Annotated in this window: 12 protein-coding genes; 8 read left to right on the top strand and 4 right to left on the bottom strand. The window is 42.6% G+C overall.

Translation table 11 applies throughout. From position 1 onward, the window contains the following. Positions 1–64: 64 nt before the first annotated feature. From mrdA to FJX03_02175, 3 genes are read right to left on the bottom strand one after another with little or no spacing between them, the layout of a single operon-like run. Positions 65–1,867 (bottom strand): penicillin-binding protein 2, encoded by a 1,803-nt coding sequence (gene mrdA / locus FJX03_02165; GenBank protein ID MBM3632500.1) that lies wholly within the window; start codon positions 1,865–1,867, stop codon positions 65–67. 42 nt (positions 1,868–1,909) lie between these two features. Continuing rightward, positions 1,910–2,191, bottom strand: coding sequence for a DUF2312 domain-containing protein (locus FJX03_02170; GenBank protein ID MBM3632501.1), 282 nt, complete (start codon positions 2,189–2,191; stop codon positions 1,910–1,912). A gap of 60 nt (positions 2,192–2,251) precedes the next feature. Further along, entirely contained in the window at positions 2,252–2,863 is a 612-nt protein-coding gene (locus FJX03_02175; GenBank protein ID MBM3632502.1) for an SIS domain-containing protein, read from the bottom strand. Between the two features lie 137 nt (positions 2,864–3,000). Here FJX03_02175 and FJX03_02180 point away from each other — a divergent pair, with 137 nt between their 5' ends. From FJX03_02180 to FJX03_02215, 8 genes are all read left to right on the top strand, one after another. Next, positions 3,001–4,623, top strand: coding sequence for a lysine--tRNA ligase (locus FJX03_02180; GenBank protein MBM3632503.1), 1,623 nt, complete (start codon positions 3,001–3,003; stop codon positions 4,621–4,623). Next, entirely contained in the window at positions 4,620–5,237 is a 618-nt protein-coding gene (locus tag FJX03_02185; GenBank protein MBM3632504.1) for a DedA family protein, read from the top strand. The genes FJX03_02180 and FJX03_02185 overlap by 4 nt, the downstream gene beginning before the upstream one ends. Positions 5,238–5,251: 14 nt before the next feature. After that, entirely contained in the window at positions 5,252–5,764 is a 513-nt protein-coding gene (locus FJX03_02190; GenBank protein ID MBM3632505.1) for a disulfide bond formation protein B, read from the top strand. 188 nt (positions 5,765–5,952) lie between these two features. Then, positions 5,953–7,023, top strand: coding sequence for a sulfite exporter TauE/SafE family protein (locus tag FJX03_02195; GenBank protein MBM3632506.1), 1,071 nt, complete (start codon positions 5,953–5,955; stop codon positions 7,021–7,023). After that, positions 7,024–8,208, top strand: a complete 1,185-nt coding sequence (locus FJX03_02200) for an extracellular solute-binding protein (GenBank protein ID MBM3632507.1) — start codon at positions 7,024–7,026, stop codon at positions 8,206–8,208. A 183-nt stretch (positions 8,209–8,391) separates the two neighbouring features. Further along, positions 8,392–9,534 carry a polyamine ABC transporter ATP-binding protein gene (potA, locus tag FJX03_02205; protein MBM3632508.1) on the top strand — a complete coding sequence of 381 codons (1,143 nt, stop codon included), beginning with the start codon at positions 8,392–8,394 and terminating at the stop codon, positions 9,532–9,534. Beyond that, positions 9,531–10,460: an ABC transporter permease subunit gene (locus FJX03_02210; protein MBM3632509.1), complete on the top strand. Its 930-nt coding sequence runs from the start codon at positions 9,531–9,533 to the stop codon at positions 10,458–10,460. The genes potA and FJX03_02210 overlap by 4 nt, the downstream gene beginning before the upstream one ends. Positions 10,461–10,476: 16 nt before the next feature. Next, positions 10,477–11,280 carry an ABC transporter permease subunit gene (locus tag FJX03_02215; GenBank protein ID MBM3632510.1) on the top strand — a complete coding sequence of 268 codons (804 nt, stop codon included), beginning with the start codon at positions 10,477–10,479 and terminating at the stop codon, positions 11,278–11,280. A 16-nt stretch (positions 11,281–11,296) separates the two neighbouring features. Here FJX03_02215 and FJX03_02220 read toward each other — a convergent pair whose 3' ends face one another. Continuing rightward, positions 11,297–12,523 carry a hypothetical protein gene (locus tag FJX03_02220; protein MBM3632511.1) on the bottom strand — a complete coding sequence of 409 codons (1,227 nt, stop codon included), beginning with the start codon at positions 12,521–12,523 and terminating at the stop codon, positions 11,297–11,299. Positions 12,524–12,647 lie beyond the last annotated feature (124 nt).

The following is a 12,647-nucleotide window of genomic DNA, read 5'->3' on the forward strand; positions in this document are numbered from 1 at the left end:
AATTCTTTTATTAGATTTTCTTGAGAATTCTTTCAAAGTAAAAGCTTATCTTAAATAAAGAATTCTACTTCACCATCTTTTGCGCCAATAAAAGTATATCCCGGGCAATAGGGGCTGCTGCACGCCCCCCACTTCCCCCATGCTCGACAAGAACGGTTGTCACATAACGCGGATCATGAAGCGGTGCATACCCAACAAAAAATGCATGTTCGCGGGTATGCCAAGGACGATTGGCACTACTGGCCAATCCTTGTTCACGGTCTCTTTTGGTAATGCGTTGAACTTGAGTTGAGCCTGTTTTGCCCCCCATTTCAAATCCTGGTTCAAGGATACGACTTGCATAACCGGATCCAAACGGCTCATTTACCACTTTTTTCATGCCCGACAAAACAGCTTTCAAATGGTCTGGGTTTAATTTCATATCTTCAAAAGTGGGGGGTTGGCTGGGGATACCAAGATGCGGTGTAACAGCATTTCCCGTTACCAGACGTGCGGTCATCACTGCCAATTGGAGAGGCGTTGCTAAAACATATCCTTGGCCAATACTTGCATTATACGTTTCACCAAGCATCCAAGATTTTCCCATAACCAAACTTTTCCATTTCCGTGACGGAATAAGTCCTGGTTTCTCCCCAGGCAAATCAACACCCGTTGCAGCCCCTAAGCCAAATCGTTCAGCCATTGCGGCCATCGGGTCAATTCCCAATAATTTGCCCACATGAAAGAAGTAGACATCACAAGATTGCGCAATTGCATTCTCAAGAGTTATGGTTCCGTGTCCCCCATTTTTCCAGCTGTGACAATGGAAATGGTGATCTCCCAATGTTACAAATCCTGCACAACACACCGGCGTTGAGGGGGTAATAACCCCAGCTTCCAACGCCGCCAAAGCCACTACCATTTTGAATGTGGATCCAGGTCCGTATTGGCCAGTCAAAATCTTATCATTTAATGGGCGTTGCGGATGATTTAAAAGTCCCTCCCAATCTGTTTTTGAGATACCATTGGCAAATAAATTTGCATCAAATCCGGGCACAGAAACATAGCTTAAAATATCGCCTTTTTTTGCGTCCATAATTACAGCGGCGGCACTCTGTTCTAAGGAAAGACGTTGAAAGACGGATTGTTGCAATTCAAGGTCAAGGGTAAGATTTTTATCTGTTCCGGCCATACTGGGGGTGGTAGACAACTCTCGTACAATACGACGAATCGCATTTAACTCAACTTGTTTGACTCCCGGCTCTCCCCGCAATTCATTTTCGTAAGTTTTTTCAATTCCGGATTTGCCAATACGCATTCCCGGCAATTCTAGTAAGGGATCTCCATCCAAATCATTTTCAGAAACTGTACCGACATACCCGACACTATGGCAAGTTTCTAAACCATAAGGATAAGATCGATTTTGGCCTTGTTCAACACTCATTCCTGTCAAATCTGGTAAATGGAGTTCCAGGCGCGTAACTTCATCCCAACTCAGTCCTTCCTTTAATGTCACGGGAACAAAGCGAGGCTTTCTCTTTATATCTCGCGTAATACTCTCTATCGACTGATCATCTAGACCCAACAAAGACTGAATGGATTGAAGCAATTGAGGTAAATCCGTTACCTGATCTCGAATAACAATGGCACGATACGCGTTATGATGAGTGGCCAACACTTTACCCGAACGATCCAAAATCTGACCACGGGAGGGAGCAATAAGCCGAGAATGAATACGGTTTTTGTCAGAAAGGGTACGGTAGTGATCAGAGGAATTGACTTGAAGATAATAGAGACGCCCCAATAGGCTGGTCATAAGCGCGCCCTGCACGCCCCCCAGAATGAGAGCGCGGCGGGTAAAGAGGTGATGCTTTTCTTGAGAGGACATATGCGTATCTCGTTGTCTCTTTACCCAAATATACTTTTATAATTAAGCGGCTTCTTCAATTCCCTCGCCCAATTTAGCAGCAGGCGCCATACCCAAGGCTTGAAGATATAATGTGAGCAACTCTTCTTGTTCCATTAATTCTTCTTGTTTCATTTTACGCATTTTTAAAACTTGCTTCATAATTTTAACGTCAAAACCATTGCCTTTAGCTTCGCCAAAAACTTCGCGAATGGCTTCCATAAGATCTGCCTTCTCTTCTTCAAGGCGCTCTACTTTTTCAATATATTGACGTAATTGTCCTGACGAAATGACTTCAAATGACATAATTATTCTCCTAAGGTTATGATTAAAGTAAAATCCTAGATGGACCCGTTATATCAGGTATTAGGCTCTCGAATAAAGAACCTTCTGACTCCCTTGATGGAGAGCACCAAACATTTCTTGTTCAATTGCATGACAAAGATAGTGATACAAACAGATGTGCACCTGCTGAATTAAAGGCGTTGAAGAAGAGGGTGCCGCCAAAAGAATATCACTTAATGGACCCATTTTTCCTCCACCTTGTCCTGTGAAAGCTATCGTCTTCATTCCTAAAGAATGAGCCATCTCAAACGCTTGGATAACATTAGCTGAATTACCACTCGTCGACAAACCAATGATGACAGCTCCCGGTTTCGCATAAGCTTCCACTTGACGGGCAAAAACATAATCGTAGGAATAATCATTTGCAAGGGCGGTTAAAATACTAACATTATCAGATAAAGCAATGACATTGAGGGCTTTACGTTCCATCAAAAAGCGACCCACCAACTCCCCGGTTATATGCAAAGCATCGCACGCAGACCCCCCATTGCCACAAACCAATACGGGAAGCCCTTTTGACAAAGTCTCAATAATTAGTGAAATGGCTTCATTTAAAGCATTCAATAAGTCTTCGTTCGAAGCGGCCTGTTGAATGACAGTCGCTGACTCATTTAAATAGTCTTTTAAAGACATTAATCTGTCCTTTCATTTCATAAATTAATGGCTATTTTACGGTAATATCACGTGTTAGAAGGAATGGCAAGCATTCCAAAACATTTCAATCTATGGTATATATCCTTGCATGTGACTTTACAGATTGAGAAAATGACATGACAACTGATGAACATTGGGACCGCTGGCGTAAAGCTGGTGCCGAAGCAAAAGCTTGGCCTTTTGAAGAAGCACGCCGTATTTTAAATCGTATACAACATAAAGTCCCTAAGAAGGGATTTGTGCTTCTTGAAACGGGATATGGTCCCTCCGGCTTACCGCACATTGGTACATTTGGCGAGGTAGCCCGCACATGTATGGTACGACATGCTTTTCAAGTCTTATGCGATATTCCCACGCGCTTATTTGCTTTTTCTGATGACATGGACGGCTTGCGTAAAGTACCTGACAACGTTCCCAACCAAGTCATGTTAACCGCTCACTTAGGCAAACCCCTCACACAAATTCCTGATCCTTTTGAAAAATATGAAAGTTTTGGCCATCACAATAATGCCATGCTTTGCAAGTTTTTAGATTCTTTTGGATTTGATTATGAATTTCAAAGCTCTACAGAATGGTATAAAAGCGGTCGATTTGATGATGCTTTAAAACTTGTCCTCGAAAACTATGATGCGGTAATTGCCGTCATTCTCCCTACGTTGGGCGAAGAGCGACAAGCAACTTATAGCCCTTTTTTGCCGATTTGCCCAACTACCGGTATTGTTTTACAAGTCCCCATTATCAGTCGAGATATTGAAGCGGCAACGATCACCTATCTAGACCCTAAAACAGGAAAATCTGTAGAAGTTCCTGTAACGGGGGGACACTGTAAACTGCAGTGGAAAGCCGATTGGGGCATGCGATGGCGTGCCTTTGATGTGGACTACGAAATGTCGGGCAAAGATCTGATTGACTCTGTCAAACTCTCCAGTCAAATTACCCAAGTGTTGGGGGGACGACCACCTGAGTGCCTAACTTACGAACTTTTCCTTGATGAATTGGGACAAAAAATATCTAAGTCAAAAGGAAACGGATTAACCATTGAAGAGTGGCTAAAATATGCTCCTTGGGAAAGTTTGTCTTATTACATGTATCAATCCCCGCGTAAAGCCAAGCGGCTATATTTTGATGTCATTCCGCGTCACGTAGACGATTATTTAAGTTCCGTGGCTAAATATTCTGACCAATCTCAAGACCAGCAATTGGAAAATCCGGCCTGGCACGTCCATTCTGGGCATCCGCCTCTTTTAGAGAGCACCATTAGTTATGGCATTCTCTTAAACTTGGCCTCCGTCTGCAATGCAGAAGATGCTTCTATTTTGTGGGGATTTGTAACTCGCTATCAGCCTGAAGTGACACCTGAATCTGCCCCCTTTTTGAATCGACTCATTGATCATGCAATTCATTATTTTCATGACTTTATTCTGCCCCAAAAAACCTATCGCCCCCCTACAGGAACAGATCAAGCTGCCCTCCTTGATTTGCGGGAGTGTCTAAAAATCACGCCGCCTGACGCGTCAGCGGAAGACCTACAATCTCTTGTCTTTGAAGTGGGGAAACGCCATCCCTATCCTGATTTAAGATCTTGGTTCACATCACTTTATGAAGTTCTTTTAGGCCAATCCGAAGGACCACGAATGGGATCCTTTATTGCATTATATGGTATAAATGAAATGATAGCCTTAATTGATGAGAAACTAAATCAACCCTCTGACTCAGAAAATGCGAGTACATCCTCATGACAACAACGACTGTCATTCCGTCTTCATCCTGGTTAAGACGTCTTTATGATTGGACCCTTCAAAGGGCAAATACGCCAAAGGCAATCTGGAGCCTGGCACTCATGTCTTTTGCAGAGAGTTCTTTTTTCCCTCTTCCCCCCGATTTAATGCTCATTCCCATGATATTGGCAGACCGAGCTAAAGCTTGGTGGTTAGCCACCATATGTACGATTTCATCAGTTTTGGGAGGATTAGTCGGTTATGCAATCGGTTATTTTTTGTTTGAATCGGCAGGGGAGTGGATTATTCAAACCTATCATTTACAAGATGCCTTCACCCGATTCCAAACAGATTTCCAAAACTGGGGATTTTGGATCATTGCCCTCAAAGGCCTTACACCTATTCCTTTTAAACTGGTAACAATAGCTAGTGGTGTGGCCGGATTGAACCTGACTCAATTCGTTCTTGCCTCTATCATTGCTCGTTCATTCCGATTTTTTCTTCTCGCAGGCTTACTGTGGTATTTTGGAGATTGGGCACGACCATTTATTGAGCGTTATCTGCCTTGGATTTTAGGTGGATTATTAGTTAGCTTGATTGCCGGGTTTGTTGCTGTTAAAATTTTAGCAGGTTAATTGATAATGAGGAAATGGGCATGAATTGCACGTCCCTGACAAAAATATGCACCCTCATCACCCAAAAGCATATTCAATACTTTCTCATCGCTATGGCAGTAGCGTCTCTTGCATTTGCTTTCACTGCCGAATATGGCTTTAATATTAAACCATGTGATTTTTGCCTATATGAAAGATGCATTTATGCGATCGTCATTATTCTCGGCCTTCTCAGCCTGAGGACAAAGCTCTTCTCTGGAAATTTTGGAATCTTTACTCAACTCCTGATTTTGTCTATTGGTATTGCCCTTACGTTTTATCACGTAGGTATGGAACAACATTGGTGGGTAGGACCTGCCAGTTGTACCGGCCCTACGCCCGCAGCCACCTTTGAAGATTTTCGCGCACAGCTCATGAAACTTTCACGCCCTCGATGCGACCAGATTTCTTGGGCTCTCTTCGGAATTTCTGCAACCTTGTGGAATTTAATGCTTCAAGCTGGCCTTGCTTTCATAACATCCTTAGGACTGTATTTGCGTGAAAAATAAACAGACAACCCGCCCTAATTTTTTCTGTCAAACCCTTTAATGAATCCTTTTTTCCCCACAACATGTCAAAATTACCATAGGAATTCAGAATAAACCTTAGTTCATACAAGATTTTTAGATTCTAAAAATTTGAAGTTAATCTAAAACTTCAAATTCCCTTTCGAGCTAATGGACTGTATAGTTATATAATGAATTTTGAACTTACATTACCCATCGCAGGCGTTACATTAAACATATTCCTCATTTTAGGTTTAGGGTGGATGGGAGGCTTTTTGTCAGGTATGTTGGGTGTTGGTGGGGGCGTTATTATTACACCAGCCCTAATGGTTCTGGGTGTCCCCCCCTTAGTTGCTGTGGCAAGTCAAGTTAACCATTCTATCGGTACAAACTTAACAGGATTCTTAAATTATCGTCGGAATAATGATGTTGATTTTCGCTTAGGGGGAATTTTGCTCATCGGGGGAATCGTCGGCGCCATATTGGGTGTTTTTCTATTACGATGGTTAAATGCCCATGGTCAAGCCGTTTCCATCATAACCATAAGCTACATTATTGTATTAGGAGTCATGTCTTTTGTTCTATTCCGCCAAAGTTTGAAAACATTAGCGCACTATCGTTCAGCTACGAAAGTTATCCATACACCCACTTGGACACGTTTTATTGGGCTCAAAATATATTTTACACGGACTCGTGTTGAACTAAGTATTCTTTTTCCCTTGCTCGTCGGCATCATCAATGGAACCCTCACCTCAAGTTTAGGTGTCGGCAATGGAGTCTTTATGATGCCCGCTATATCATATCTAATTGGCAGAACCAGCCCTGTCGTCTATGGCACCACCCTTTTAGCGGGAATTGGTATGAGTATTGTAACAACTTTTATGTACGCCATCGGAACACAATCTGTGGATCTATTTCTTGTTCTCATCTTATTAGGAGGTGGAATTTTAGGATCACAGATGGGCGTTCGATTTGGCTATACTCTTCCTCGTCCTTATATTGGAATGATAGGAGCCTTTGTCATTTTGGGCATTTGTTTGCGCATTTCCTGGACAATGAATACGGGTAAATTAGCTAGCTGTTTCACGACGCAAGATTCCGCCCTTTCTTCCTTAAATTCCTTATCTTGCATTATGAAATTCTCTCAGCATTATCCCATTCCAAGTGCCTTCGTTGGGGTTGTCGGCGCTATCCTTTTTTCTATTATTTTAGAATTTGTCTTTTATCGATTTTCGTTGCTTTCTCGAACACATCGTGACTAAATGTCATTTTTACAGGTATTATTAAGGGAATGGTCGTTGAATTTTTCAGAAAAACAACCACTTATAAAAAAATTATTTGCTTTGGCTATCAGCATATCGCTGTTGGTAGGAATAATCTTATCTTATGTAAACTCGCCCTCCTCCCAGTTAACAGGGGAAGCTCCTTATCTAAACGTTTATAACTGGTATGGAATGATTCCCCACGCAATTTTAAAGCAGTTCGAGGCCGAAACTGGAATTCACATCAACTATGACCTTTACGATAATAACGAAATATTAGAAGCCAAGCTATTAGCCGGAAGTTCGGGTTATGATATCGTTTTTCCAAGCGCTTCTCCATATATTGAGCGGCAAATTCGTGCGGGTGTTTTTCAAAAATTAGATAAAACAAAACTGCCTAACCTTTCTCATTTAGACCCCGAATTTGAAGAGCGGATGCAAATTGTTGACCCAGGCTTAAATTATAGCGTTCCTTTTTATTGGGGTACCTTTGGCTTTGCTTATGTGGAAGAAGCCATCCGAATGCGTTTGCCAAATGCCCCCGTCAATAGTTATCGAATGCTTTTCGACCCAGAAGTTGTTTCTCATTTTAAATCTTGTGGGGTTACCCTCTTGGATGAAGCTGTCGACGTATACCCTGCCGTATTAGCTTTTCTAAAACTCGATCCCCAAAGTACCGACGTTAAAGATCTCAAAGCCGCACAAGACCAACTTCTAAAAGTCCGGCCGTCTATCTCGCGATTTCTGGGACAACGCTTCGCCAGTGAATTGGTATCTGGAGAAGTTTGTTTGACTCAAGCATGGTCTGGAGATGTCCAGGTTGCTCAACAACAAGCGAAAGAGGCAAAAAGAAAAACAACCATCCAGTATGTCGTCCCCGAAGAAGGCGGCACTCTATGGATTGATGCAATGTGCATTCCAAAAGATGCACCTCACCCTCAAAATGCTTATCTATTCATTAATTTTTTGATGAGACCCAGCATTAGTGCAGCCATCACGAATACTCTATTATTTCCAACAACAAATAAGAGCGCACACACCCTGCTCAAAAAAGAAATTCGAAATAATGAAACTTTATATCCCCGTCCGGAGGTGTTTAAGAGGTTAAAGCTTGATAAAATACAAAACTCTCGGTATGTAGAGATACGAACTCGAAATTGGTTTCTGGCAAAACAAGGACCTTGAACGAGGACAGCGATCACCCCAAACCACGTTGAACACCCCCATCCCTTAAGAGGCGGTTATTTTTAAGGTGCGACAGGAGAAGAAATTTGAAAAGAAATTATAAAATTAATGTTCAAAAGTTAGATGGCAGTTCCTTAATAAGGTTGTGTTCTCGCTTCATTTTTCTAATACCTGGCGTTTGAAATGGCTCACCCACCTCAAACTCGTCGTCAAATAGAACCTTGGCAAGATCCGAAGGCTAAACCTTATATTTCAATCGAAAATGTTACCAAAAGCTTTGGCTCCGTCGTTGCTGTCAGAAGTGTTTCCTTATCCATTTATCAAGGCGAGCTTTTCTCTCTGTTGGGAGGATCAGGATGTGGAAAAACAACGTTATTACGCCTCCTTGCTGGCTTTGAAAAACCGACAACGGGTCGTCTTTATATTGATGGGGTCGATATTACCGATGTACCGGCGTACGAACGCCCCGTAAACATGATGTTTCAGTCCTATGCTCTCTTTCCGCATATGACTGTTGCCCAAAATGTTGCTTTTGGACTCAAGCAAGAACGCTTACCCAGCAAAATTATACGGGAACGTGTAAAAGAAGGCCTTGACCTCGTCCAGATGAGTGCTTACGCAGAACGCAAACCTCACCAACTCTCAGGGGGGCAACGTCAACGCGTCGCCTTGGTTAGAAGTTTGGTGAAACAACCCAAACTTCTCCTATTAGATGAACCCTTAGCAGCCCTCGATAAAGGACTGCGAGAACGAACACAATTCGAACTCGTCAATATTCAAGAGCGTGTAGGTATTACATTTATTATGGTCACCCATGACCAAGAAGAGGCTATGACCATGTCTAGCCGTATGGGTGTTATGGAAGAAGGCCGTATCCGACAAATAGGGGCACCACATGATGTCTATGAATTTCCAAACTCAAGATTTGTTGCCGAATTCATTGGGACGATCAATATTTTTGAAGGTGTCGTCCTTGAAGATGAACCTGACCATGTTCTTATTGATTCCGAAGCCGCTGGATGTCAGCTTTATGTCACTCACTCAGCCGCTGTTCCCGTGGGAGCCCAAGTTGCCATAGCTGTTCGTCCTGAAAAAGTAATGATTTCAACGAACAAACCCTCAGGCAATCGCAATTTTGCTAAAGGCGTGGTCCGGGAAATTGCTTACTTGGGAGACTTTTCTATTTATTACGTCGAACTGTCATCCGGTAAAATTATTCAAGCCGCCTTACCAAATCTTCTTCGTCTATCTGAACGAGACATTAAATGGGATGATGAAATCTACGTATATTGGCGTGCCGAAAACGGCGTTGTCTTAACATCATGACCACCCCTCAGAATATCTTGACCCCTAGAAAAGGGTTTTGGAGCCGACTGACAAGAGAACGAGGTTTCGTCATTGCTGGGCCCTACCTGTGGCTCGGTCTATTTTCACTTATCCCTTTTTTGTTGGTTGTCAAAATTAGCTTGTCGCAATCCGTTATGGCGATACCTCCCTTTCATCCTCTATTTCAATGGTCAGCAGAGCAAATTCTTCAAATCCGTTTGAATTTCGCTGCTTATACGACCTTATTAACAGACCCATTTTATGCATCTGCATTCGTAGGTTCTCTTAAAATTGCCTTGGTCTCCACTTTTTCTTGCTTAATCATTGGGTATCCAATGGCTTATTCGATCGTTCAAGCATCTCCTCGATGGCGTCCTCTCTTGCTTCTCTTGATCATTCTTCCTTTCTTCACCTCTTTTTTGGTTCGGGTTTATGCTTGGATTGGCTTACTCAGTACAGAAGGTGTCATCAATACATTTTTATTGTATGTTGGTATTATTCAAGAACCTCTGCCCTTATTGTATAATTCTTTTGCTGTTACGATAGGCATCGTTTATTGCTATCTACCTTTTATGATTCTACCGATCTATTCTGTCTTAGATAAGATTGATCCTGCCTATTTAGAGGCAGCTTACGATTTGGGATGCCGACCTTGGCGGTCATTTTGGCGCATTACTGTTCCCTTGTCGTTGAGAGCGATCATTGCAGGAAGTATCCTCGTCTTCGTACCTGCTGTAGGTGAGTTTGTAATTCCTGAACTTTTAGGGGCTCCAGAAACTCTTATGATTGGTCGTGTTTTGTGGTCTGAATTTTTTAACAATCAAAATTGGCCCTTAGCATGCGCTCTGGCGCTTGTTACGCTGGTGGTGTTTGTAATTCCTTTTATGATTTTTCAACGCTTTCAATTGCGTAACAAAGAAGAATAAGCGAGGTCGTTCCCTGATGCGTCATCTATCGAAAACTGGCATTACTTCCCTCATCGTTGGGTACGCCTTTCTATATCTTCCAATTGTGACGGTCATTATTTTTTCTTTTAATGAATCCCGTTTAGTAACCGTATGGAGTCGCTTTTCAACCAAATGGTATGGGGCTTTATGGACCAACGAAGGACTTTTAGATACTGTTTTGGCTAGCTTTAAAATTGCCTCTATGACAGCAACCGCAGCAGTGATTTTAGGAACTCTCGCCGCCGTCGTTATGGTGAGATTTATCAAGTTTCGGGGACGAACTTTGTTTAGTGGGCTGATCTCCGCACCTCTTGTCATGCCGGATGTTATTACAGGCCTAGCTGTTCTCATGATGTTTGTAACCTTTGAACAATTAATTGGTTGGCCCGCTCATCGGGGAATATTAACCATCACCATTGCTCATATTACCCTCGCTATGGCTTATGTCTATCTTGTCGTTCAAGCACGGTTACAAGATTTTGATCGTTCAATTGAAGAGGCAGCTTTAGATTTAGGAGCTCGCCCTTTAAAAGTATTTCTTGTGATTGTCTTGCCCTTAATTTTACCGTCTTTAGCGGCCGGATGGTTGCTTGCGTTTGCATTATCGTTAGATGATGTTGTCATTGCGAGCTTCCTATCTGGGCCTGGGGCAACAACACTCCCTATGTTGATTTTTTCCAGTATTCGCATGGGGGTTAGCCCCGTCATTAATGCCTTATCAACAATTATTGTCGGTATTGTTGCAACCAGCGTTATGATTGCAGGTATTCTTATACATCATCAACAAAAGCGTCACTGACAATTTCGCTATAAAGTTACCGATAATAGCCGGGTTGAGGAACAATTTGTTGCGCGTATTGTGGTTGTGGCATAACTTGTTGAACCATTATCTGACCTTGCGCAGGTGCCATCATTTGTTGTGGAGGCAAAAACTGTGGGGGCGCACTTAAGGGATAATAATATGGTTGTTGCGTGGGTTGTTGCATGGGTTGTTGCATGGGCTGTTGAATAGGTTGTTGCATCAATGGCTGCTGTTGAGCAGGACCATATCCTTGCCCATAATAGGCACTCGGCGCAGATCCTATAGGTTGTTGATAACCAACAGGCGTAGCACCTGAAGACATATATTGTTGTCCCTGAGGTCCCGCATATTGTTGCCCCATGGCCATAGGCTGTGGATTCCCCCCATAGGACGATTCTTGAGGTTGACCGCGTCTGGTTGCAAATGGGTTGACGGCCCTCGTGGCGCTTTGAACATTTGCACGAGCTGTGCCGATACCATAGCGTGCAAATGGCTGTAAAGGAGCCGGTACAATTGCTGAAGCGGTTCCTAATGCTTTTCCAAGAGGAGAAAACTCCTTGCGAAGGGCACCCCCAACATAATTCCCCCCCACCCGGGTCGCAATAGTCCCTAAAGCACCTCCCTTACCTGCGTGCTGTTGCTCCGGATTATTTGAAGCGAGCCATGCTGATTGAGAATTATGCTGACTCTCCTCCGCCTTCAAAGTCGTTACAGCGGTAAGAAACCCAATAATAAAGAAAAGCGCCCCCAGAAATAATAATCCAAGAACTGTACTCATAATAGACATTTTACTCATTGAAAGCCTAACTTCCTTATAAATCCAACGGTGAACCATTCCATTTTTATCTGCCGCGCCTTTTAATATTTTCAATTTTTGCAGCCGCTCATCTTTTTCTTTAACCAGCGCTACAACTTCATTTTCTTGCTCCAATATTGTTTTCGGTGCCAAATAATGAGGTGACTGAAGTTCCTTTTGATTTTTCGCAAGCATTTCAAATTTTTGCGCGATTTCAACTGTATCTTCATGAGGCGTTCCGAGGGGGGTTTTGACTAAAAATGATGGGGGCGGCCCCTGGCTCACTGAAGAGTGAAAATTATAATCCTCCTTTAAAAAAGATGACCTATTGGCAGCTTGATATGGCGATTGAGATACATTCCGATATCCATGTTGTTCACTGATTTCAGTCTGTGTCTCAAATGAATTCTTCCAATTTTTTTTAATTTGGTGAATATTTTTCAACCCTATATCCTACCTCAGACTTCCTATCTTTCTCCCCGGTCAATTGGCTATAACGAAATAAAAAATTCAGCCATAAACCAATTACTCTTAAAAGTATGACACTATTTTAGAGAAATTTTAACTT

The sequence above is a fragment of the Alphaproteobacteria bacterium genome (assembly GCA_016870095.1).
In the GTDB taxonomy this organism is placed as follows: Bacteria; Pseudomonadota; Alphaproteobacteria; order Paracaedibacterales; family VGCI01; genus VGCI01.

Bases quoted from the DNA above. Each gene is read 5' to 3' on its own strand.
- mrdA (MBM3632500.1), bottom strand. From the start codon at position 1,867: ATGTCCTCTCAAGAAAAGCATCACCTCTTTACCCGCCGCGCTCTCATT.
- FJX03_02170 (MBM3632501.1), bottom strand. From the start codon at position 2,191: ATGTCATTTGAAGTCATTTCGTCAGGACAATTACGTCAATATATTGAA.
- FJX03_02175 (MBM3632502.1), bottom strand. From the start codon at position 2,863: ATGTCTTTAAAAGACTATTTAAATGAGTCAGCGACTGTCATTCAACAG.
- FJX03_02180 (MBM3632503.1), top strand. From the start codon at position 3,001: ATGACAACTGATGAACATTGGGACCGCTGGCGTAAAGCTGGTGCCGAA.
- FJX03_02185 (MBM3632504.1), top strand. From the start codon at position 4,620: ATGACAACAACGACTGTCATTCCGTCTTCATCCTGGTTAAGACGTCTT.
- FJX03_02190 (MBM3632505.1), top strand. From the start codon at position 5,252: ATGGGCATGAATTGCACGTCCCTGACAAAAATATGCACCCTCATCACC.
- FJX03_02195 (MBM3632506.1), top strand. From the start codon at position 5,953: ATGAATTTTGAACTTACATTACCCATCGCAGGCGTTACATTAAACATA.
- FJX03_02200 (MBM3632507.1), top strand. From the start codon at position 7,024: ATGTCATTTTTACAGGTATTATTAAGGGAATGGTCGTTGAATTTTTCA.
- potA (MBM3632508.1), top strand. From the start codon at position 8,392: ATGGCTCACCCACCTCAAACTCGTCGTCAAATAGAACCTTGGCAAGAT.
- FJX03_02210 (MBM3632509.1), top strand. From the start codon at position 9,531: ATGACCACCCCTCAGAATATCTTGACCCCTAGAAAAGGGTTTTGGAGC.
- FJX03_02215 (MBM3632510.1), top strand. From the start codon at position 10,477: ATGCGTCATCTATCGAAAACTGGCATTACTTCCCTCATCGTTGGGTAC.